Genomic DNA, 21,740 nt, shown 5'->3' on the forward strand with positions numbered 1-21,740 from the left:
GACGCTGGCATGAGCCCGGACAGGCGAGGCTCGCTCACACGACCACGCATTCCCAAGGCGCTTGGTTGTCTAGCTGACCATCTGCGTTAGCCGCGCCCAGCGCCCTGGTGGCGCAGGGCTCCTCGGCGGTCTCGGCGGCGCCTTCGCGCGTGGACTTGACTGAACGGGTGCGTAGTGAGCAATAGAGCTCGCTCCCACCTGCATGTCGCTCATCGACCGCAGCAATTGGCCGAGGTCCTTCGGGCGCTCACGACTGAAGCGCTCTGCAGGGCGGCGGTCGTGACGGTGGAGCACGACAAAACCGGCAACGGGCCTGCGCCGCGCGGCGATGCCTCGCCCTGAGGAGATGCGCCATGCAGATGAGCGGACAGCAGAGGATTCATGCCCCGCGCCGACAGGTGTGGGAGGCGTTGAACGACCCCGAGATCCTCAAGCGCTCGATCCCAGGCTGCCAGTCTCTGGAGAAGGAGGCCGACGACCGGTTGAAGGCGACCGTCGAGGTCAAGATCGGCCCGATCGGCGCCCGCTTTAACGGTGCGGTGACGCTCGCCGATCTCGATCCTCCGAACGGCTACACCATCATCGGCGAGGGCCAGGGCGGCACCGTCGGCTTCGCCAAGGGCGGAGCCAAGGTGCGGCTGGCCGACGACGGCGCCGGCGGCACCCTGCTCAGCTATGACGTCGACGCCCAGGTCGGCGGCCGTCTGGCGCAGTTGGGCGGGCCGATCATCGACGCCACCGCCAAGCAGCTGGCGGGCAAGTTCTTCGACCAGTTCGGCCAGCAAGTGGGCGGCGCCCCGCCGGCCGCGGCTGCCGCGCCGGACAGCGCCGCCGCGCCCAGCGCCGCATCCCGCGCTCCGGCGCCCGCGCCGACGGCGGCAACCCGTCCGTCCGGCGCCCCGCCGATGGCCTGGATCCTGGCGCTCGTCGTCGCCAGCCTGGTCGGCTACCTGATCGGCCACGGCCAGGGCGGCGAAGGCTCCGACTGGATGGGTCTGGCGATCGGCCTGCTGGTGGTGGTGGTCGCCGCCGCCGGCTTCGAGTTCGGCCGCCGCGCGGCCGCGCCCACCGTGGTGCTGGATCCGTCACTGCTGGCCCGGCTCGTCGAGGAGTCGAAACCGTGAAGCCCGCGGCCTTCGACTACGTCGCCCCGGAGACCATCGACGAGGCCTGCTCGGTGCTGGCCGAGGCGGGCGGCGGGGCGACCATCATCGCCGGCGGCCAGACCCTGATGCCGCTGCTCGCGCTGCGCATGAGCCAGCCGTTCATCCTGGTCGACATCAACCGCATCGCCGCGCTGAAGGGGGTGACCCGCGCCGACGGCGGAACGCGGGTCGGGCCGATTACCCGGCAGAACGCGGTGCTCGCAGATCCCGCGCTGGCCCAGGCGTTGCCGATGCTGGTCCAAGCCATGCGCCACGTTGGCCACCACCAGACGCGCAACCGCGGCACCATCGGCGGGTCGATCGCGCTCGGCGAGCCGGCGGCGGAGATGCCGGCCACGGCCGTGGCGCTGGGCGCCGAGGTCGAGGTCCGCTCGACCCGCGGCGTGCGACGCATCGCGGCCGACCAGCTCTATCTCGGGCCGTACATGACCGCGCTCGAGCCCGACGAGCTGGTCACCGCCATCCACTATCCGGACTGGCCGGCGAACACGGTCACCGTCTTCCGCGAGGTCGCCCGGCGGCCCGGCGACTTCGCCCTGGTCGGCCTGACCGGCGCGGTCGTGGTTGAGAACGGCAAGATCGCCCGCGCCGGACTGGCCTGGTTCGGCATGGGGCCGACGCCGATCAAGACCCGCCAGGCGGAGCAGGCGCTGATCGGCCAGCCGCTGGAAAGGCTCGACGCGCGCGCGATCGCCGAGTTGGCGGTCGCCGACACCGCGCCCTTCGACGACCACCACGCTACCGCAGATTACCGCCGCACCGTCGGGGGTCGGATCTTTGCGCGGACCCTGAGCGAAGCGCTGAACCTGAGGCAGGCGGCATGAGCGAGCACAAGATCGAGGTCGTCATCAACGGCCGCAAGCACCAGGCGACCGTCGAGGGCCGCCGCACGCTCGGCGACTTCCTGCGGATCCACGTCGGCTACACCGGCGTCCATCTCGGCTGCGAGCACGGGGTCTGCGGCGCCTGCACCGTGATCGTGGACGGCGTCGCGGTGCGCTCCTGCCTGATGCTGGCGGTGCAGGCGCACGGCGCGGAGATCACCACCGTCGAGGGGCTGGCCGCCGCCGACGGCACGCTGCACCCGGTGCAGCAGGCGCTGCGCGACGAGCACGGCCTGCAGTGCGGCTTCTGCACCCCGGGCATCGTCATGACGCTGGCGGCGCTGACCGACGGCGCCGACGCCAAGCCTAGCGGCGAGACGCTGGAAGCGGCGATGTCGGGGCACATCTGCCGGTGCACCGGCTACCAGGGAATCCGCCGAGCGATCCGCCGGGTGGCCGGCGAGACTGCGGGAGAGAAGGCGTGACCATTCAAGCTCAGCGTTTCATCGGCCAGCGGCTGCCGCGGAAGGAAGACCCGCGCCTGCTGACCGGCAAGGGCACCTTCGTCGACGACGTGGTGCTGCCCGGCATGCTGCATGTCGCCTTCGTGCGCAGCCCGATCGCCCGCGGCCGGATCAAGTCGATGGACGCTAGCGCTGCGCGCGACCTGCTAGGCGTGCATGCCGTCCTCACAGCTGAGGATCTCGCGCGCATTCCGGTGAGGATGCACAGCTTCTTCATGACGCCCACGGAGATCCCGGCGACCGTGCTCGCCGCGGATCGTGTGGCCTACGCAGGCCACCCCGTGGCCATGGTCGTCGCTGTGGACCGGTATGTCGCCGAAGATGCGGCCAGCCTGATCTTGGTCGAGTATGACGACGAGGATCCTGTTGTCAGCATCGACGACGCGCGACACGGCCCGCGCGTCCACCCCGAAACGGAGTCGAATGTCTCCGCCCAGATGGGCGACGACGAGCCGGACACTGATCTGGAGGCGCTGCTCTCGGGCGCGCCGCACCTGGTGACCCACACCGTGGTCCACCAGCGCATCTCGCAGTCCCCGATGGAGACCCGGGGCGTCGTTGCGACGCTGCAGGGTCAGGAGGAGCTGCTCGTCCACATCACCTGCGCCAGTCCGCAGTTGGTGGCGCGCTACATCAACCTCGCGCTCGGCCTGCCGAAGATGAGCGTCAGGGTGATCGCCAAGGACGTTGGCGGCTCCTTCGGCTTCAAGAACCATCCCTGGTTCGAGGAGATGGCGGTCATCGTCGCAGCCATGCTGCTGGGGCGGCCGCTGAAGTGGATCGAGGATCGACTCGAGAACCTGACCGCCTCGAACCAGGCTCGCGAACAGGAGATGATCCTCCGCGCCGCCTTTGACGCCGAAGGACGGCTTCTCGCCAGTCACGGGGACTACAGCAGCAACAACGGCGCTTTTCCGATGGGCGCCGACCCGAACATCGCCGTGCACATGTTCATCTGGGCGGCCTACAAGATGCCGGCCTACGGCTTTCTCACGCGGGGCTGGTACACCAACACCCAGGGGCTGACCGCCTACCGCGGGCCCTGGGCGATGGAGAGCCTGATCCGGGAGACCCTGCTGGATCGCGCCGCCAGGCAGATCGGGATCGACCCAATCGAACTGCGCCGCCGCAATCTGGTGACATTAGCCGATCAACCCATCGTCACCTCGATGGGCATCCCGCTGGAAGACATCACCCCGGCCGAATGTCTCGAAAAGCTGCTCGAGCACTTCGACGTGGGATCCTTCCGCGCCGAACAGGCGCAGGCTCGTAGGGAGGGCCGCTACCTGGGCTTAGGCACCGCCGCCTATGTGGAGCCGACCGGCGCGGCCGGCAGCATGCCGGTGATGACCGGTGAACTCGCTCAGCTCAGGATCGAGCCGACCGGCAAGGTCACCGCCGTGATGAGCACTCACAGCCAAGGTCATGGCACCCAGACCACCATGGCCCAGGTGATCGCCGAACAGCTCGGCGTGCCGTACGAGGACGTCTCGGTCTTCGAAGGGGACTCCTCGCGCGGCGGCTTCAGTCCGGGCGCGGGCGGCAGCCGACAGGGTGTGATCGGCGGCGGCGCGGCGATGAAGGCCGGCAAGCTCCTCGCCAACAAGGTCAAACAGGTCGCCGCGCACCTGCTGAACGCCAATCCTGACGACGTGCAGATCGAAGGCGGAGTCGTTCGCGTGGCAGGCGCGCCGGAGATGACGCGCAGCCTGCGCGAGATCGCCGAGATCGCATACGGCGAGCCGGCGCGTCTGCCGCCGGGCCTTGAGACCGGCCTTGAGGCGCAGGTCCGCTACGACCCGCCGCCAATGACCTTCACCAGCGCCGCGCACGCGTGCGTCGTCGAGGTCGATGCTGAGACCGGGTTTGTGAAGATCCTGCGCTGGATTGCCAGCGAAGACTGCGGAGTCATGATCAATCCGGCCGTGGTCGAAGGCCAGGTCGCCGGCGGTCTCGCGCAGGCGATCGGCAGCGTGCTCCTGGAGGAAGCTGGCTACGACGCACGCGGCAATCCCATTGCCGCGACCTACAAGGACTATCTCCTGCCGACGATCTTCGACGTTCCGGACTTCGAGCACCTGCATGGTGCGTCGACGCCGGCCAGGAACGAGGGCGGCTTCCGAGGGGTCGGAGAAGGGGGTTGCATCATCGGTCCCCCGACCCTGGTCAACGCCATCGCCGATGCGCTCGCGCCGTTCGGCGAAGTCCCCGTGGACCTGCCGCTGACGCCCGAGAAGCTGTTGCGCGTGATCGACGGATGCGCGCCGCCGCCTAAGCCGCCGAGCCGCTTCGCCGCCCGGCGGGAAGACCAGGCCGGCGAAGGCCCGGCGATCGCTGGACCGTCCGCCGCATTGGCCGGGCTCGACGCAGACGGCGAGGCCGAGGTCGCCGCGCCGGACACGGCCGAGCGCATCGTCGATGGCATGTGGCGGATGACGATCGCTGGCCCCATGGGCGCGCAAGAGATGCGGGGGCGGTTCGTGACCGGAGGCGGCCAGCTCACGGGTACGCTGTTCAGCGACATCGGCGACCAGGACTTCCGCGGAACAGCCGTCGGCGGGACGCTGAAGTGGGAGATGAAAGTGACCAAGCCGGCGGCGCTTACGCTCAAATACGACCTGCAGGTCGTGGGCGATCGCCTGAGCGGCAAGGTCAAATTGGGCATCTTCGGGTCCGCAAAGGTGACCGGCGAGCGCCTCAAGTGACTTATCGGGCAGGAATTTCGATGAACGAACGACGTGTGCGCGTAAGGGCGCTTGCTTGGTTCTGCGCGCCCTTGCTGGCCGCGAGCCTGGCTTTGACGGGGTGTCGGACCGGCGAGACCTCGGGGGCCGACTGGCCCAACTTCGGCGGCGACGGCTCCGAGCAGCACTACAGCCCGCTGAAGGAGATCAGCCTCAAGAATGTGAGCGAACTCAAGCTCGCCTGGCACTTCGATCTGGAGCCGGGCTTCTCGGTTTCGCCGCCCGTGGTCGCAGACGGCAAGCTGTTCATCACCACGGGGCATTCGTACATCCGCGCCTTCGAGGCGGACACCGGCAGGCTGCTCTGGGAGTACGACGCCAAGACGCGTGAGATCGCCCAGTCGCCCCTGCACATGAGCTGGGGCAACAAGGGGATCGCCTACTGGAACGGCCGCGTCATCGTGGCCACGACCGACGGGCGCGTCATCGGCCTGGACGCGAACAACGGCAAGCCGGTCTGGGAACAGCGTCAGTTCGGCCTCGACGAGCTTCGCAACAGCAATGGCGCGCCGCGCGTCTTCGACGGCAAGGTGATCATCGGGCACGGCGGGGCCGACATCAGCCCGGCGCGCGGCTATGTGACGGCCTATGACGCGATGACCGGCAAGCAGCTCTGGCGGTTCTACACCGTGCCCGGCGATCCCTCGAAGCCTGCGACCAGCAAGGCCGAGCAGATCATGCGACCGACCTGGAAAGGGGACTGGTACGGCAAGGGCGGCGGCGGCACCGCCTGGAACGCCTTCAGCTACGACCCGGAGCTGGACCTCATTTACATCGGGGTCGGCAACGGCTTCCCGTACAACCAGCAGCTGCGCAGTCCGGGCGGCGGAGACAATCTGTTCCTGGCCTCGATCGTCGCCGTGCACGCCGACACCGGCGAATACGCTTGGCATTACCAGGTGTGCCCCGCGGAGCAATGGGACTGCACGGCGGTTATGGACATGACGCTCGCCGATCTGAAGATCGGCGGCAAGACGCGCAAAGTCCTCATCCAAGCCCCGAAGAACGGATTCCTTTACGTGCTGGATCGCCAGACCGGCGAACTCCTTTCGGCGGAGCCATTCGCCAAGGTGACTTGGGCTCAGCGCATCGACCTGAAGACGGGCCGTCCCGTCGAGAACCCGGGTATCCGCTACGAAAAGACCAAGGGGATGTTTGAACTTTGGCCCGGTCCGCAGGGGGCGCATAGCTGGCTGCCTCAGGCGTTCAGCCCACGCTCGGGCCTGGTGTACATCCCGGTCATGGAGATGGGGGCGCTCATTGGTCCGGCGCCGCCCGGCGCTACCGGTATTTTCGGCGCCTCGGGCGCCACCGTGATCGCCGACGCCGACCTGCCCGGCAGCCGTCGCAGCTTCCTGAAGGCGATCGATCCCGCCACCCAGAAGCAGGCGTGGAGCGTCGAGTTGCCCGGAGACTGGCCGGGCGGCGTGTTGGCCACGGGCGGAGACCTCGTCTTCCAGGGCCAAATCGATGGGCAGTTCGTCGCCCGCGATGCCCGCAGCGGCAAGGTGGTCTGGTCCTTCAAGACTGACGCGCCGGTCGTCGCGCCGCCCATCTCCTATCGGGCGAACGGTAAGCAGTACGTCACGGTGCTGACCGGCAGCGGTTCACAGGGCGGCGGCATTCTGGCGACCGGCAATGCCGCCTGGCGGACGGATTACAGGCTGCCGCGCCGCGTGCTGACCTTCTCGCTCGACGGCAAGGATCAGCTGCCGCCGTTCGAAGCGCCGGCGCTCACGCCTCCGGAGGATCCCACCTTCCGCCCTGAAGCTCAGCAAATGAAGGCCGGCGCCATGGCCTACGCCACCAGCGCCTGCCTGGTCTGCCACGGCATGAACGCCATCGGCGGCGGCGCCGCGCCCGATCTGCGGTTCTCGCCTTTGATCGTGGATCAGGCCGCCTTCCGCGAGGTGGTGAAGAACGGCGCGCTCAAGCCCGCCGGCATGCCGCCGTCGCCGCAGCTGTCGGACGAGCAGGTCGAGAGCATCCGCTACTATCTCCGGGGGCGGGCGAAGCAGGCGCCCGCTGAGATCGAGGCAGTTGCTGGCGGCGCTGTGGTGAAAGGTGCGGATGCCGGAGGGCAGCCCGTCCCAGGCATGTAGCTACGGGCGAGGCCGTCAGCTTTCGGCAGACGGCTGAGTTTCGGCGGCCTCGATTCCCGCAAAGCCGCCCGCCTGGTCCGGGCTCCTCCTAGCGCGGGGCTGTACGCAGTCGCTTATCAGCGATGCGATGATCTCGCGCCGGGAGCGGCGTGGAGCGCCCGGGTGCGCGACGCCGCGCCGCACCGCGTGAGCGGCCGCCGGACTAGGAAACCGTCCGATCCCCTATTGACTGAACACTTGCATAGTGAAAATTAGACCTGCTCGACCTCGTTCGCACGCGCCGCGCAAAGCCATGTCGCGAGGCTGATCATCGGTCGAAATGGGATGGCTCAGCGCGCCGCGAAAGGCCGCTGCTGAGCAGAACAGATGGAGCTGCGAATGACCGTTTCCACCCAGGCCCGCTTTGAGGTGAGCGATGTTGCGCCAAGAATCGGCAGCGCCATCCAGACGGACAAGGCGACCCTTCTAAGCGGCGCAAAGGCCGCCGATATCCGGCGCATCCTCGAGCAACGCGGCGTGATCGTGTTCCCGGAGATCAACCTCACGGACGAAGAGCAGATCGCCTTCACCCACACGCTCGGAACCTTCGCGCACGAGGAAGGTGAGGGCATGGCCGGCAAGGACGCCGTCTATCCGATCACCATGGACGAGAAGATCAACCCGATCGCCAGCTACCTGAAGGGCGCCTTCTTCTGGCACATCGACGGCACCATGTCGGACAAGCCGATCCTGGCCTCGATCATGTCCAGCCGCCGCTTGGCGCCGACCGGCGGCGAGACCGAGTTCTGCAACACCTACGCCGCCTGGGACGAGCTCCCGGAGGAAGAAAAGACGGAGCTCGAGCGACTGAAGGTCGTTCACGCCATGTGGCGCTCGCAGCTCTACTGGCAGCCGGAGCCGAGCCACGCGACGCTCCAGCAATGGATGTCCCGCGGCAAGAACACCCTGCCGCTGGTCTGGAAGCATCGCTCGGGCCGCAAGTCGCTGGTGCTGGGCGCCACCGCCCTGCAGGTCGAGGGCGTTGACATCGCCGAGAGCGAGTCCCTGCTGGTGCGGCTGCGCGATTGGGCCACCCAGCCGCAGTTCGTCTACCGCCACACCTGGAAGCTCGGCGACATGGTGATCTGGGACAACACCGGCACCATGCACCGGGCGCTGGCCTACGACCACAAGAGCGGCCGGCTGATGCAACGCACCAAGCTGGAAGGCGAAGAGGCGTTCGCCTGATGAGCGGCACCGACTTCGAGCCGATCGCGCGCGGCTATTATCTGGAAGGCCTTCTGGTCGACGGGGCCGATGTCTGGTTCACCGACATCGGCGCCGGCGGGGTCCGCCGTGTCGGCTCTGATGTGGTCCTGCTTGAGGACCGCACCATGGTCGGGGGCCTGCTTCTCAACGAAGACGGAAGTCTGTTGGTCGCGGGTATTGGCGGCGTGGTCTGGATAAACCCCACAAGCGGAGACGCCGGCGTGCTCATCGCCGGCTTGGACGGCGTCAATGAAATGCGGGCCGACGGCTCCGGGGGCATGGTCTTCGGGACAACCGACCTTCCATCGATCATGCGTGGCGAGAGACCCGGGCCGTCTTCGATCTACCGTCTTTCCCGCGAGGGCGCGTTTACGCAGTTGCGCGACGGCCTGGCGTTCGCCAACGGCCTCTCCGTGAGTGCGGACGGATCGACGCTCTTCTTCAACGAGAGCTTCGCCGCCACTCGCGCGTTCCCGATCGACGCCTCGGGCCGGCTCGGCGAGCCGCGGCTTTTTGCGGACAAGCCCGATTGCGATGGCATGGCTCTCGACGCCGAGGGCAATGTCTGGATCACGGGCTTCAGCTCAGGCGAACTCCTATGCCTCGCACCAGACGGCCAGCAGGTGCGGCGGCTGGCTTTGCCCGGAGCAGCCTGCACGAACGTCCGCTTCGGCGGCGCCGACATGCGCGACCTCTACGTCACCGTCGTCGACCTCGCATCGGCTCAAGCCCTCGCCGCGGGGACCCCCCTGACCGAGCAGACCTCGGTTCTTTACCGTGGACGCAGCCCCGTGCCTGGCGCTCCGATCGCTCGCACCAAGTTTCAGCTTAGCCCCAAAGGATTTGCGGCATGAGTGACTCTTCGCCCGTCGCCGTTGTGACCGGCGCGAGCCGCGGCGCCGGTCGCGGCATAGCCGTCGCACTCGGCAGCCACGGCTGCACCGTCTATGTCACCGGTCGCTCGCAGCGGGAAGGCGACGCCAGCATCCCCGGCACGATCTATGCTACGGCGGACGAAGTCACCAAGGCGGGAGGACGCGGCATCCCCGTTCGCGTCGACCACGCCGATGATGCCCAGGTCAGAGCGTTGTTCGATCAGGTCGAACGCGAGCAGGGCCGGCTCGACATCCTGGTCAACAACGCCTGCGCCATCCATGACCAGCTTCCCGCGCCGGGGCCCTTCTGGGAAAAGCCCCGCGAAATCGGCGAGATGATCAACGTCGGCGTCAAAAGCGGCTTCGACGCCAGCTGGTACGCGGCGCCGACCATGGTTGGGCAGGGCGGCGGGCTCATCGTCTTCACCTCCGCGCCGGGGGCGGTGCACTACTGCTTTGGTCCAGCCTATGGTGCGCACAAGGCTGGGGTGGACAAGATGGCCGCCGACATGGCGGTCGACTTTGACGACGCCGGCGTCGACGTCGCGGCGGTTTCCATCTGGATGGGATCGCTGGCCACGGAGCGGCTGCTCGGCATGATGGCCGCCGCGCCGGAGCACTTCAAACATCTGGAAGGCACGTTGGAGTCGCCGGAGTTCACCGGCCACGTCATCTGGGCGCTGTTCAACGACCCCGACCGGAAGGCGCTGAGCGGAAAGACCCTGATCGGCGCCGAACTTGGCGTGCAATACGGCGTCACGGATATCGGCGGCAAATATCCGCCGTCGGTGCGCGAGCTGCATCAGTGCGCGCCACGCGAACAGTACCCTTTCAAAGTGAAGTAGGGACCCGCCTGACGCAGGCGAGGAGCCCTCTCGGAGGAGACGAACATGTCGCTCAAAGGCAAAGTCGCCATCGTGACCGGTGGCGGCAGCGGGATCGGCCGCGCGTGCAGCATCCGGCTGGCGCAGGACGCGGCGGCGATCGCCGTCTGGGACCTGAACGCCGCCGGCGCGGCAGAGACGGTCGAGGCTATCGTGCGGGCGGGCGGCCGGGCGATCGCTTGCGTCGGCGACGCCTCGGCCCCGGACGAGATCGCTCAAAGCCTCGCCCGAACGCGGACGGAACTTGGGCCCGTGGGCATCCTGGTCAACAACGCGGCGATCTCGATCTTTTGCCCGTTCCAGGAAGTCACCGCGGAGCTGCTAGACCGTACACTCGCCGTGAACCTGCGCGGGCCGTTTCTGCTCACCCAAGCTGTTCTGCCGGACATGCTGGCCGCCTCATGGGGCCGGATCATCAACATCTCCTCGTCGTCGGCGCAGGCCGGCTCGGTCAATCTCACGCATTATGGCGCCTCGAAGGGTGGCGTCGTCGGCTTGACCAAGACGCTGGCGATCGAACTTGCAGCTACGGGCGTCACCGTGAACCACGTGCCGCCCGGGTTCGTCGACACACCGATGCTGCGCAGCGCTCCGCTCGACGTGGAGGCGACGTCCGCGGCCTCGCCGATGAAGCGTGCCGGGCGGCCCGAGGATATGGCCGGCGCGGTCGCCTACCTGGCTTCGGAGGAGGCGAGCTACGTCACGGGGCAGACCCTGAGCGTCAATGGTGGGCGCTACCTGCAATGAGCTTTCCGCCCGACCCTCCCGCCCGCATGCCCCAGCTCGAGCCGGACGCCTGGACCGATGAAGTCAGGGCGATGTTCGCGGCGTGGACGAAAGGACCGTTCAAAGAAGCGGGGAAGAACCCGGTCCTGAAGACTTTCGCCCACCACCCAAAGCTTGCGGACCTCTTCTCACAGCTTAACATCCACCTGCTGCTCACCAGCACCGTTCCAGTGCGGCAGCGCCAGATCGCGATCATGCGCACGGCTTGGCTCTGCAAGGCCAAGTACATGTGGTCGAGCCATCTGCGCACCAGCCTGGGCTTCGGCCTGGAGCCCGAGCTGTTCCGCCCGCTGCAGGTCGGCGCAGACGATCCCTATTTCAGCGACTTCGAGACGACAATCATCCTCGCGACCGAAGAGTTGGTGAGGGACCGCCGGATCAGCGAAGAAAGCTGGCGAGCGCTCTCGGGGGAGTGGGACAACCAGCAGCTGCTCGACTTCATGTTCACGGTCGGGGCCTACGTGCTGGTCGCCGGCGTGATGCGATCCACCGGGGTGGAGCGTGAACCCGAGCTGCTGGAGCTTGCCGCAAAATTTGGTGCGCCGGACTGACGGCGCGCAACGGCCCCGATGACCTCGGGGTAGTCGAGTCAGTGCTTCGGCGCGGTCAAGCTCCGCCGCGAGCGGAATGTGGAGGAAAGACAATGACCAAGCTGCGCGTGGTGGTGATCGGAAGCGGCAATATCGGGGGGATCGCAGTTCGCTGCCTGCAGGGCCGGGAGGATGTCGAACTCGTCGGGGTCTGGAGCCGTTCGCGCAACGTCGGCGTGGACGCTGGCCTGCTCGACACAGATCAACCGTGCGGAGTGATGATCACGAACAACGAGGAGGAGATCTTCGCACTCCTTCCCGATTGCGCCGTCATGGCGCTCAACGTGAGAGACCCGCTCGAGGCGCAAAGCGTCAACGGCGAATGGCACGTGAAACTGCTCGAACGGGGCATCAACGTGGTCACGGCCAGCGACGGTTCGTTGGTTTTCCCGCCGTCGCATGCGGACCAAGCCTACGTCGCGCGGCTCGAGGCGGCCGCCCAGAAGGGCAACGCGACGCTATATGCGAACGGCCAGGAGCCCGGGTTCGTCGACCATATGGCGCTGCTCGCCACGACCATGAGCAACACCATCAGCCGCATCACGTCCTACGAGTTGTTCAACTACTCGATGGTTCAGGATCGTAACGAGATGGCCCTGAACTTCGGCTTTGACGAGCTGCCGGAAAAGCCAGCCATCCTGGAGCAGCCAGGCGTCCAGCTGTACGTTTGGGGCGGCCCTTTGATCAACGTCGCCGACAAACTCGGTTACAAGGTCGAGCGGTTCGAAGAACTCTATGAAAAACGCGTCGCCGAACGCGACATCGAGGTCGCTTTCGGCACGATCCAGAAGGGCCGGGTTGCTGCTGTGCGCATTCGCACCAGCGCGTATGTCGAGGGCCGCGAAGCCATCGTCGTCGAACATGTGAACCGGATGTGCGACGACATCGCGCCCGAATGGAAGAAGGCTGACACGCACGGCTGCATGCGGGTCGAGATCGAGGGTGATCCCAACATCGCCATGGAATGCACGATTGGCGATCGCAGCAAGCCCGAAGAGCTCGGTTACGACGGCTACCTGATGACGGTGACGCGAATCGTCAATGCGATCCCTTACGTGTGCGCCGCGTCGCCCGGCGTGACGAGCTTCCGCGAGCTGCCTCTGACGACTCCAAGCAGCGCTTTGCGGAGCGCCGCGACATCGGTCGATCACAAGATCTTAAAGCCCACTTCGGCCCGCAGCCACTAAGGCTTCGACCGCGGCGCGGGTCGCTCCGGAGCAACCAACGCACGCTTTTACCAGGAGAACATGAAGGATGACGAAGCCCCTGTCAGGCAAGGTAGCGCTGGTGACCGGCGCGTCCTCCGGCATCGGCGAAGGCACGGCGGTCGCGCTGGCAGCGGCCGGCGCGAAGGTCGTGGTCGCCGCGCGCCGGGCGGACCGCCTCGAAGGCGTGGTGCGCCAGATCGAGCAGGCCGGCGGAACGGCGCTGGCGCTCGCCGCGGATGTGACCGTCGAGGCTGAGGCGGCGCGCATCGTCGAGGAGACCGTCGCCAAGCTCGGTCGCATCGACATCCTGATCAACTCGGCTGGGGTCATGCAGGCCGGCGGGATCGAGAACTGCGACCTCGACGAATATCGACGAGTGTTCGACATCAACCTGTTCGCGACGCTTTACACCTGCAAGGCCTCCGTGCCGCACATGCTGCAGCAGGGGGAAGGTGACATCGTCACCATCTCTTCGCTCGCCGGCCGCAAGGGCGGGCCGCAGACCAACGCCTATTCGGCCAGCAAGCACGCGGTCAATTCGATGACCGACGCCATGCGCCAGGAGCTGGGCGGCCGCAACATCCGAATCTGCACCCTGATGCCGGGCGCCACCAGCACAGAGGTCGGCGACAGCATCTCGGATCCGAACTGGCGCAAGGCGATCCAGGCGCACGTCAGCAAGGACGGCGCGGTGCTGCCGTCCGAGGTGGGCGAGACGATCGCCTACATCCTGTCGCTGCCGCGGCGCGTGAACATTTCCGAGATCTGCATTCGCCCGACCTCGGACACCAGCGCTTAGGGCCGCGGGCGGAACTCGCGAAATCAGGCAGGACCGCCAGTGAGCACCGGCATCCGCCGGCGCTACAATCCAGGCTACCCGAGCAGCGTCGGCGGATTCACCGTGAGCACAAGCAACCCGCGGGTGCAGCGTGGGGCGCCTCACCAGACAAGGATCGGCGTCCAGGGTCGTGATTCTAGATTCTGCGCGGGGCGGTGACTGACGCCCCGCGTCCGATCGGCTTGGTCAACCACCACCCGCGAGCTCGTCGTCATCGACCAACCGGCTCCGGGGACGGTCGTGTTCACGCCAATTGGGCAGTCTGTGCGCCATCGATCGGAATAACCGCGCCGGAGAGGAATGTCGCTCGATCCGACACGAGGAAGGCGGCGAGTTCAGCGACCTCCTGCGTTCTCCCGAACCTGCCCATCGGAATTGACGCCATGAGCTGGGTCTCCAGGTCGCGGGGGATCTGCGCGAAGGCTTGGGTGACAATCGTGCCGGGAGCGATGACATTTGCGCGGATCCCAACCGATGCATATTCGATTGCAGCGGTCTTTGTGATCGCGACGACCCCAGCCTTGCCAGCCGAGTAGAGCCCCCAATTGCGCGTAGCGCCAAAGGCGGCTACGGAGGCCCAGTTCAGGATCACGCCCCCACCATTAGGGATCATAGCGCGGATGGCATGCTTGGTGCCGTGAATGACGCCGCGAAGGTCAACGTCAAGCATGCGCTCATACTCAGCCATATCCGCGTCAGCGAGCATGGCGGGAACGCCGAACCCGGCGACATTGAGCATCGCGTCCAGCCGTCCAAAACGGCTCACCGCTGTCGCGATCAGCGCCTCTACCTGAGCTTCGTCCCGTACATCGCAATCAATGGGAAGCACTGAGGCGCCGAACTCTTTCGACAGCTCATTCTGAGCGCCGCTGATGTCTGCGGCGATGACCGTGGCCCCCCGGCTGCAAAACAGCTGCGCAGTGGCGCGCCCCATTCCGGCCCCGGCGCCCGTAACAGCGACGATCTTGCCCGTTAATTCATCCACCAGCGTGTCTCCAGCTTCGGGCTTTCCGGCCCACCGTCGTCAACGATCGTAGGTCAACAAGAAACCGACCAAGCGGTCGTAAGGCGCGGATTGGATTGGTGAAACCGCTCTGCGGACCTAGCAGGTTCCAGATCCGGCTTGCGCAGAGGTGGCTGACGATCGCCTGCGCAGTCGCGCACGGCTCCAGGCGCACAGCCGCTCATCCGTCCCTTCGCCAGCCGCAGCTCCGTCACCAGCCGGCCCTCCAGCATCTTGTTGGCCCGGCGCGTTAGGCCTGGTTGCGGCCGCGCCGCTGGACGCCGGCTGCTGATCGAGAAGGTCGGCCTGTGACTCGTGGGGCCAACCAGTCTTGACTCAGACCGCATCGACCGTGGCCGGTGCAGGGTCCTCTCGGGTCGCCTCCACGCGCTGAATAAGCCAATCGACCAGACCATGGGCGTCCTCATGGCCCGCCGAAATCCCGAGGGCGTCCTCCATCACGAGCGCCCTTGTGACACCGGCGACGAGCACGGTGACGGCTCGCGGAATGTTGACGTCAGCATCGATCGAAAGATTGCGAAACACACGCGCCAGAGCGCCCGCCTGCATGCTCCGGAAGCGCTCCGCATGGAGCGCGATCTCAGCGCGGAGGGCCGGCCGGTGATTCGCCAGGGCGAGGAATTCCACCGCAAGAACCGTCCGCCCTCGGTCCATGTTGAGTTTCCAGAGTTCCTCGAGCGGCTTCTCCGACCCCAGCGCTTGCGTCAGCCGCCGAAGCATTTGCTCTGTTTCTCGATGATAAAGAGCAATCACGAGGTCGTCGGTCGTCTTGTAGTAGTAGTGGACCAGCGACGGTTTCAATCCGGCCTCAGTGGCCACCCGCCGGGTGCTCACGGAGGCGTACCCCTGATCGACCATTAGCCGTTCGGTCGCATCGAGTATGAGCTTGCGGGAGAGTTCCGCGTCTGCCGTTCGACGGTTGCTCATCCTGCTCTTCTCCGTCCACGTCCCACTGCGGCCCGGCCGCGGAAGTAGCATGTACTCGAAGAGCGCCTCGGGAGGGAGCGATTCGCCGCGCCGCCTGGTCCCCCCGCTGCTGGTCGACCGCATTGAAAAATGTGACGGCGCGGCCGCTCGCGGGGGCGAGTCATTGCGTCGCCCGGGGGCCGCCGCCAGCGCCTGTGGAGCTCAGGCGCTTCATCGCGACTTCGCGCAGCTCACGCGTCTTCACCTTGGCGCTGCCTGTTAATTCGAGCTCGTTCTCACCGACAAAAATGACCCGCCGCGGCGCCTTGTAGCTCGCGAGGCGCAACTTTGCGAAATCGCGTACCATGTCCTCGTCCAGGGCGGCTCCGGCATGAGGAACGACGCACGAGACTACCAGCTCCCCGAGCGTCTCGTGCGGGACACCCACCGTGCGGCTGATGCGGACCCCAGGGCAGGTCTCCAGCACCGCGTCGACCTCCTCCGGCGAGACATTGGCGCCGCCCGTCTTGATGATGTCGTTGAGGCGGCCTTCGAAGACGAGGCGTCCGCTCTCATCGATGAAGCCCCCGTCGCCCGTGCGGAAATAGCCGTTGGCGTCCAAGGTCTCATCCAACGAAACGCCCAGGTACCCCAACATCAGAGTGGGCCCTTTGACCGCGATCTCGCCGCGCTCCCCGATCGGGAGCGTTGCGCCGGTCATTGTGTCGACAATCTTGATGGACGTTCCGGGAAGAGGGGCGCCGTGGCTCGCTCCGGCGACCGCATCCGGGGCGCCGCTCGGATCAGCCGCAACTATGGTGAAGTTTTCCGTGTTGCCATAGCTGTGCACCGGATCTTGCCAGTCCGTCGCCACCGTTGGCTGGCGATCAACGAACATGGGATCCACGTAACGGAAGCTCGACAGATCGGCGTTGCGCCAACGCAGGCTGTCGCGAAGTTGCGCCCACTGGTGCGGCTGGGCGCAGGGAAGGGTGACACGTTCCGCCTCCATGAGCTCTATCGCGCGGACGGGGTCGAACGAGGGCTGCAGGACGAGAGAGCCGCCAGCCGAGAGCGTTGCGCCGAGAGACATGCAGAAGGTGCCCGACCAGAAGAAGCCATTGGCCGTCCAGCAGCGCACCTCATTCTGCAAGCCGTAGATGCGTCGCCAGCGCCACGCCTGGATCGCCACGGCGCGATGGGAGGAAAGGACGCCCTTCGGCTTTCCGGTGGAGCCGGAGGAGAAAAACAGCGCGCCGGCATCCGCCGGCGCCACCAGGTCCGCCCGCGCCCTGACGGTCGCAGGATCAACCGCCTCACCACGCGCCAGGAAATCCGGCCAGCTTTCAAGTCCGCCCCGCGCGTCCCGTCCGACCACGACAAGACGCTTCAGGTAGGGGAACTGCGTCGAGGTCAGTTCGCCTCGCGCAGCATCGGGGATGCGCGGTTCCAGCTCTTCCAGAATGGCCGCGAAATCCCGCTTGAGGACTTGGCCTTCGAACAGCAGAACGCTCACGCTCGAGGCCTTCAGCAGAACCGCGAGTTCGGCAGGCGTCGAAAACGTGGAGATCGTCGCAGCCACGCCGCCGGCCAGTCCCACGCCGAAGAAGGCGGCGAGCCACTCGGGCCGGTTGGTCATCATCACGCCGACCCGGCTGTCCTTGCCGACGCCGCAGGCCACCAGCGCGCGGGCTACGGCTAGAGCCTGCTCCCAGAGTTCGGCGTAGCTCCAACGTTCCACGCGACCGTCAGCGTGGTGGAACACCAACGCCTCGTTGGTCGCGTGGCGCTCGGTCACCTCACGCAGGTATCCCGGCAGGGTGAGCGCGCCCAGCCCAGGTTCCTCGCTGAGCGGCGGGCCGTGGATAATCGATGCGCGGCGCTGAAGCGGAACGTTGCCCACCATGCCAACCTCAGACGAGGGGGAGTTCAACTTCGGCCGTCGCATTGACGACCACGTCGCCGTCCTGATTGGCCAGCTTCACCTGCAAGGCGACCAGCGGCACGCCCCACTCTGACTCAGGTTTCTTCGCCGCCACCTCTGCGTCGAAGAAGGTCACATCGCCCTCGAACGCAGGGCCGCGGAACTGCGACTTCACGTGGCGAACGAAGCCGTCCCAGCCTGCCCAATAGGCAAGGTAGTCCGTCACCCACGCCCCCATGGTGGCGCCGTACCCGTAAGCTCGAGCCATGCCGATCTCGTCGGCGTATTCGTCGTCAACGTGCCCCCGGGAAGGTCCCGTATAGAGGCCGTCACGGTAGCGGGGGTCCATCGCGGCGAGATCGTCGTGGATCTGGAAGCCTTCGACCCATCCAGCGTCCTGGTTGATCCAGGGGTCGTTCACGCCCTCCGGCGCCACCCACTTGTAACCGCCCCAGACGTTCTCGCTGAAGGCGCGGTACTCGGTCGTGAAGCTGGTGATGGTGTGTGGGCCGATCACGCGCCGGGGGAGCTTGTCGCCGACCTGCACCTCGTCGAACCGAGGCGAGGCGCCGCCTCGGCCGGACAAGATCCACGCGTGGCGGATCTTGTCGATCTCCGCGAGCTTCTCGCGCGTCCACCTGGGCTTCGGTGGCAGCTGGTTGGCGTACATCTTCCGCTTCTCGGCTTCGGCGGCCAGGTAGCGGATCGAGGTCGCTCGCTCCTTGGCGACCAGGCCGCCGTGCTGGTTGTGGTGGATGGTGTCGCCGCGGCTGAAGAGGGTCGGGCCGGCGAACTTGGTGTCGGCGAGCTTGATGTCGTGAAAGCGGCGGGTCTGGAAGAGGAGGTCGCCCGGGCGGATGCGGGCACCGTAGAACCACCACTCTTCGCCACCGAAGATAAGGTGAGAGCCGGGAATTCGGCCGACACAGGCCGGCTGCACGCCGTGGCCGATGTCCATGCAGGCCGCGAATGATTGCGGCGCAACGATCCCGCCAAGCTTGGAGTTCGCCGCAAAATCCTCATCCCAGTGGATTGGATTGGGATAATCCATCGCCATGACCCAGCGGCGGATGTCGTTCGGCGAGCACGGATCGCGGCGCTGGCCGCCGCCGACCAGCTGACCGACGCGCGGTTCGACGTCGGTAAGGTCGAGTTGCGCCTCAATGTCGACTGCGGCCTGGGACATGAAACCTCCAAAATTCGGGATGTTGCCGAGCTCTGCGTGAGCCGACGGCGAGACCTGCGGCTTCGTCGCGACAATGCCTTGCCCGCGAGCGCCTCACAGGCGGGGCCAGGGTGAGCCCATTCAGACTGAACACAAGATCAGCGAAACGAGACGCCCGGTCAAGCAGGCGATGGGACTTCCCTGCTTCAACCTACAGCGTGGCCAAGCCGAAAGTTTCCAGCTTTGGTTCCAGACCCTCTTGCGCCTGAACGGATGCACAGTCAGATTGTGTGCCGCAAACGGGCGGCAGAAGCGGCGACCGATGAGTTCGTCCCGCGCCCGCGATCAGATTGGGAGGAGTTCTATGTCCACCGCTACGCGCAGCCTCGCCATCCCCGCTATCCGCGACATCGGCGTGATCATGGATCGCAAGCCGCAGAGCGAGGGCGATATGGGCCTGCCGCCCGGGACCCGGCTGATCTCCGCGGACAACCATTGGGAGATCATTGAGGACGTCTTCTACGAGAACTTCCCATCGCATCTGAGGGACAAGGCGCCGCGCGTCTGGTTCGATGAGTTCTGGAAAATCGGCTATCGCGGACAGGTCGAGGCGCTGCCGATCGGCGAGCGGACGAAGAAGGTGATTTCACGCTCCGTCGGCGTGGGGCAGGGCGACTGGAGCGCGGAGCGGCGCTACAGCGACATGGACGCCGAAGGCGTCGATGAGGAGATTTGCTTCCCGAACACCTTGATCGGCTTCGCTCGCTATCCGGAGTTCGCAGTCCAGGAAGCCCTGTACCGCGTCTACAACGAGCACTATGCGGCCGGGCACATCGAGAAGAGCGGCCGGTCTCACGCCGTTGCGGTGTTCAGCAACTGGTGGGATCCCGCAGCCGCAGAAGGCGCGATGCAGCAGGTCGTCGACCTAGGGCTCAAAACCTTCATGATCCCGGTCAATCCCGGCAAGAGCATCGAAGGCAAGGAGATCCACTACCAGGATCCGATCATGGACCGCTTCTGGGACGTGGTCGCCGAAGCCGGGCTGCCGGTCTGTTTCCACGTTGGCGAGGGCACGGACGTGGAGCACCGGGGCGGGGTTGGCGCCTTGAACATGACCCTGATGGCGCCGTTCCGGAAGCCGTGGGGACAGCTTGTCTTTGGCGGGGTCTTTGATCGTCACCCGGGCCTGCAGGTGGTCTTCGCCGAGGGCGGGATTTCCTGGGTGCCGCCAGCCCTGCAGGACGCCGAGATGATCTTCGACAGCTTCGGCAATGGCGATGTGATCGACCGGATCGAACGGCGTCCGAGCGACTACTGGTATGAGAACTGCTACGCCACCTTCCAGAACGATCCCCTCGGCCTTCGGCAGCTTGAATATATCGGCGCTGATCGCGTGATGTGGGCTACCGACTATCCACATTCCGAAGGCTCATTTGGTTATGGCCGCACCTCCGCCAAGGCGGTCGTGGACGCCGCGGGGCCGGACGACGCCCGTGCGATCCTGGGCGGCAACGCCGCTCGAGTTTTCAAGCTGAACTCATAGGCTGGCGACGCTGCGCGTCCAGCGCCGCACGAGGCTGGCCGCGCTTGCGCCATGAGCTGCCTGGCCGGGGTGGAGCTTTGAGGTGGGCGGCAGCCGCTCCCGCCTGTCCGCGGGCGCCTGCCCCGATCCCGAGATTGATGAAGTCAGCGTTGAGGACGCCACGGTGGAAGCCGCCAACACAGCCGAAGCATCCGGGATCCGTTCCGTGACGCATATGCCGGATTTCTCCCCGCTCTACGCCCCGTTCCGGCTCGGGAACGTCACCCTGAAGAACCGTATCGTCATGCCGGCGATGGGGCTGGCGATCTGCGGCGACGGCGCGCCCTCGCGCGAGGTTGCCGAATACTACGCGCGTCGTGCGAAGGGCGGCGCAGGACTGGTGATGACGGAGGGCGTCTACATCGACCACTCCTCTTCAGGCGACAATCCAATGCTGGGCCGCTTTCACGGCGAGGCGGCGCTCGAGGGCTGGCGCAGGGTCGCCAGCGAGGTGCGCGCCGCTGGCGGATTCTGCTTCCCTGAGCTGTGGCACGTCGGGCTCGTATACTCCAGCTTCGACATGGCGGTCGGCGCCCCGCGCTACCGCCCGGAGCTCGGTCAGGTGAGCCCTTCCGGCTACATCGAGCCGGGCAAGAAGGTCTGCGAAGGCATGACGCAGGCCCAGATCGACGAAGTGATCGACGCCTATGGGCGCGGCGCCGAGACGGCGATGGAGCTCGGCTTCGACGGCGTCGAGATTCACGGCGGTCACGGCTACCTCATCGACCAGTTCTTGTGGCCTGAGCTCAACAAGCGCACCGACCGATATGGCGGAAGTCCAGAGCGCCGCGGCCAGCTCGCCGCCGAGGTCATCGCCGAAATGCGGCGCCGGGTGGGGCAGGGCGTGCCGATCGTGCTCCGGATCTCCCACTGGAAGATGGTCAACTACAAGGCGCGGATCGCCGAGACCCCGCAGGAGCTGGAAAGCTTGCTGCGGCCGATCGTCGACGCCGGCGTCGATCTTTTCGACTGCTCGGAGCGCCGGTTCTGGGAGCCAATTTTCGATGGTAGCGACATGAACCTGGCCGGCTGGACCAAGAAGGTCACCGGCAAACCCAGCATGACCATCGGCTCCATCGGCCTCGACAACGACATGCAGTCGAGCCTGATGGAAGGGGTCGAGGCAGGCCGCAGCCTCGGCAACCTGACGCGGCTGATGGAGATGTTCACGCGCGGTGACTTCGACCTCGTCGGCGTCGGCCGCGCGATGATCGCCGAGCCCGACTGGGCCAAGCTGGTGCAAGCGGGCAGACTCGATGAGCTGAAGCCGTTCAAGCCGTCGATCATCTCGGACGTGCTGCTGCCCGCCTCCCGACGCTGACGGCGAGGCTCAAGTGGCGGCGCGATGGT

General features: G+C 66.4%; 18 protein-coding genes. 14 read left to right on the top strand and 4 right to left on the bottom strand.

Features of this window, described 5'->3' with window-relative positions:
* Positions 1-353 precede the first annotated feature (353 nt).
* The 12 genes from ACSQ14_RS21845 (at position 354) to ACSQ14_RS21900 (ending at position 13,750) form a co-directional block, all read left to right on the top strand.
* Positions 354-1,124, top strand: a complete 771-nt coding sequence (locus ACSQ14_RS21845; protein WP_436016454.1) for a CoxG family protein — start codon at positions 354-356, stop codon at positions 1,122-1,124.
* The gene (locus tag ACSQ14_RS21850; protein WP_436016456.1) at positions 1,121-1,990 is read left to right on the top strand and encodes an FAD binding domain-containing protein; all 870 of its coding nucleotides are present in this window, start codon (positions 1,121-1,123) and stop codon (positions 1,988-1,990) included. The genes ACSQ14_RS21845 and ACSQ14_RS21850 overlap by 4 nt, the downstream gene beginning before the upstream one ends.
* On the top strand, positions 1,987-2,475 hold the full coding sequence (locus tag ACSQ14_RS21855) for a (2Fe-2S)-binding protein (protein ID WP_436016458.1): 489 nt from the start codon (positions 1,987-1,989) through the stop codon (positions 2,473-2,475). Before ACSQ14_RS21850 ends, ACSQ14_RS21855 begins: the two co-directional genes overlap by 4 nt.
* Positions 2,472-5,219, top strand: a complete 2,748-nt coding sequence (locus ACSQ14_RS21860) for a xanthine dehydrogenase family protein molybdopterin-binding subunit (RefSeq protein WP_436016460.1) — start codon at positions 2,472-2,474, stop codon at positions 5,217-5,219. The genes ACSQ14_RS21855 and ACSQ14_RS21860 overlap by 4 nt, the downstream gene beginning before the upstream one ends.
* A gap of 20 nt (positions 5,220-5,239) precedes the next feature.
* On the top strand, positions 5,240-7,360 hold the full coding sequence (locus ACSQ14_RS21865; protein ID WP_436016462.1) for a PQQ-dependent dehydrogenase, methanol/ethanol family: 2,121 nt from the start codon (positions 5,240-5,242) through the stop codon (positions 7,358-7,360).
* Positions 7,361-7,738: 378 nt separating this feature from the next.
* On the top strand, positions 7,739-8,587 hold the full coding sequence (locus tag ACSQ14_RS21870) for a TauD/TfdA dioxygenase family protein (RefSeq protein WP_436016464.1): 849 nt from the start codon (positions 7,739-7,741) through the stop codon (positions 8,585-8,587).
* On the top strand, positions 8,587-9,462 hold the full coding sequence (locus ACSQ14_RS21875; RefSeq protein ID WP_436016466.1) for an SMP-30/gluconolactonase/LRE family protein: 876 nt from the start codon (positions 8,587-8,589) through the stop codon (positions 9,460-9,462). Before ACSQ14_RS21870 ends, ACSQ14_RS21875 begins: the two co-directional genes overlap by 1 nt.
* Positions 9,459-10,328 (top strand): SDR family NAD(P)-dependent oxidoreductase, encoded by an 870-nt coding sequence (locus ACSQ14_RS21880; protein ID WP_436016468.1) that lies wholly within the window; start codon positions 9,459-9,461, stop codon positions 10,326-10,328. Before ACSQ14_RS21875 ends, ACSQ14_RS21880 begins: the two co-directional genes overlap by 4 nt.
* 45 nt (positions 10,329-10,373) lie before the next feature.
* Positions 10,374-11,114, top strand: coding sequence for an SDR family NAD(P)-dependent oxidoreductase (locus ACSQ14_RS21885; protein ID WP_436016470.1), 741 nt, complete (start codon positions 10,374-10,376; stop codon positions 11,112-11,114).
* Positions 11,111-11,704: a hypothetical protein gene (locus ACSQ14_RS21890; protein WP_436016472.1), complete on the top strand. Its 594-nt coding sequence runs from the start codon at positions 11,111-11,113 to the stop codon at positions 11,702-11,704. The genes ACSQ14_RS21885 and ACSQ14_RS21890 overlap by 4 nt, the downstream gene beginning before the upstream one ends.
* 92 nt (positions 11,705-11,796) lie before the next feature.
* Complete coding sequence (locus ACSQ14_RS21895) at positions 11,797-12,930, top strand: NAD(P)H-dependent amine dehydrogenase family protein (protein WP_436016474.1); 1,134 nt, start codon at positions 11,797-11,799, stop codon at positions 12,928-12,930.
* Positions 12,931-12,997: 67 nt separating this feature from the next.
* Positions 12,998-13,750, top strand: a complete 753-nt coding sequence (locus ACSQ14_RS21900; RefSeq protein ID WP_436016476.1) for an SDR family oxidoreductase — start codon at positions 12,998-13,000, stop codon at positions 13,748-13,750.
* A gap of 283 nt (positions 13,751-14,033) precedes the next feature.
* On the opposite strand, the gene ACSQ14_RS21905 is transcribed toward ACSQ14_RS21900, so the two are convergent.
* The 4 genes from ACSQ14_RS21905 to ACSQ14_RS21920 form a co-directional block, all read right to left on the bottom strand.
* On the bottom strand, positions 14,034-14,774 hold the full coding sequence (locus ACSQ14_RS21905; RefSeq protein ID WP_436016478.1) for an SDR family NAD(P)-dependent oxidoreductase: 741 nt from the start codon (positions 14,772-14,774) through the stop codon (positions 14,034-14,036).
* A 354-nt stretch (positions 14,775-15,128) separates the two neighbouring features.
* The gene (locus ACSQ14_RS21910; RefSeq protein WP_436016480.1) at positions 15,129-15,740 is read right to left on the bottom strand and encodes a TetR/AcrR family transcriptional regulator; all 612 of its coding nucleotides are present in this window, start codon (positions 15,738-15,740) and stop codon (positions 15,129-15,131) included.
* 160 nt (positions 15,741-15,900) lie between these two features.
* Positions 15,901-17,625: a class I adenylate-forming enzyme family protein gene (locus tag ACSQ14_RS21915; RefSeq protein WP_436016482.1), complete on the bottom strand. Its 1,725-nt coding sequence runs from the start codon at positions 17,623-17,625 to the stop codon at positions 15,901-15,903.
* Positions 17,626-17,632: 7 nt separating this feature from the next.
* Positions 17,633-18,829, bottom strand: coding sequence for an FAS1-like dehydratase domain-containing protein (locus ACSQ14_RS21920; protein WP_436016484.1), 1,197 nt, complete (start codon positions 18,827-18,829; stop codon positions 17,633-17,635).
* A gap of 301 nt (positions 18,830-19,130) precedes the next feature.
* Here ACSQ14_RS21920 and ACSQ14_RS21925 point away from each other — a divergent pair, with 301 nt between their 5' ends.
* Complete coding sequence (locus tag ACSQ14_RS21925; RefSeq protein WP_436016486.1) at positions 19,131-20,351, top strand: amidohydrolase family protein; 1,221 nt, start codon at positions 19,131-19,133, stop codon at positions 20,349-20,351.
* Between the two features lie 214 nt (positions 20,352-20,565).
* Positions 20,566-21,711 (top strand): 12-oxophytodienoate reductase, encoded by a 1,146-nt coding sequence (locus ACSQ14_RS21930; RefSeq protein ID WP_436017598.1) that lies wholly within the window; start codon positions 20,566-20,568, stop codon positions 21,709-21,711.
* Positions 21,712-21,740: the final 29 nt, after the last annotated feature.

The sequence above is a fragment of the Phenylobacterium sp. LjRoot219 genome, from assembly GCF_964252995.1.
In the GTDB taxonomy this organism is placed as follows: Bacteria; Pseudomonadota; Alphaproteobacteria; order Caulobacterales; family Caulobacteraceae; genus Phenylobacterium.

Bases quoted from the DNA above. Each gene is read 5' to 3' on its own strand.
- ACSQ14_RS21845 (WP_436016454.1), top strand. From the start codon at position 354: ATGCAGATGAGCGGACAGCAGAGGATTCATGCCCCGCGCCGACAGGTG.
- ACSQ14_RS21855 (WP_436016458.1), top strand. From the start codon at position 1,987: ATGAGCGAGCACAAGATCGAGGTCGTCATCAACGGCCGCAAGCACCAG.
- ACSQ14_RS21865 (WP_436016462.1), top strand. From the start codon at position 5,240: ATGAACGAACGACGTGTGCGCGTAAGGGCGCTTGCTTGGTTCTGCGCG.
- ACSQ14_RS21870 (WP_436016464.1), top strand. From the start codon at position 7,739: ATGACCGTTTCCACCCAGGCCCGCTTTGAGGTGAGCGATGTTGCGCCA.
- ACSQ14_RS21875 (WP_436016466.1), top strand. From the start codon at position 8,587: ATGAGCGGCACCGACTTCGAGCCGATCGCGCGCGGCTATTATCTGGAA.
- ACSQ14_RS21880 (WP_436016468.1), top strand. From the start codon at position 9,459: ATGAGTGACTCTTCGCCCGTCGCCGTTGTGACCGGCGCGAGCCGCGGC.
- ACSQ14_RS21885 (WP_436016470.1), top strand. From the start codon at position 10,374: ATGTCGCTCAAAGGCAAAGTCGCCATCGTGACCGGTGGCGGCAGCGGG.
- ACSQ14_RS21890 (WP_436016472.1), top strand. From the start codon at position 11,111: ATGAGCTTTCCGCCCGACCCTCCCGCCCGCATGCCCCAGCTCGAGCCG.
- ACSQ14_RS21895 (WP_436016474.1), top strand. From the start codon at position 11,797: ATGACCAAGCTGCGCGTGGTGGTGATCGGAAGCGGCAATATCGGGGGG.
- ACSQ14_RS21900 (WP_436016476.1), top strand. From the start codon at position 12,998: ATGACGAAGCCCCTGTCAGGCAAGGTAGCGCTGGTGACCGGCGCGTCC.
- ACSQ14_RS21910 (WP_436016480.1), bottom strand. From the start codon at position 15,740: ATGAGCAACCGTCGAACGGCAGACGCGGAACTCTCCCGCAAGCTCATA.
- ACSQ14_RS21915 (WP_436016482.1), bottom strand. From the start codon at position 17,625: ATGGTGGGCAACGTTCCGCTTCAGCGCCGCGCATCGATTATCCACGGC.
- ACSQ14_RS21920 (WP_436016484.1), bottom strand. From the start codon at position 18,829: ATGTCCCAGGCCGCAGTCGACATTGAGGCGCAACTCGACCTTACCGAC.
- ACSQ14_RS21925 (WP_436016486.1), top strand. From the start codon at position 19,131: ATGAGTTCGTCCCGCGCCCGCGATCAGATTGGGAGGAGTTCTATGTCC.
- ACSQ14_RS21930 (WP_436017598.1), top strand. From the start codon at position 20,566: ATGCCGGATTTCTCCCCGCTCTACGCCCCGTTCCGGCTCGGGAACGTC.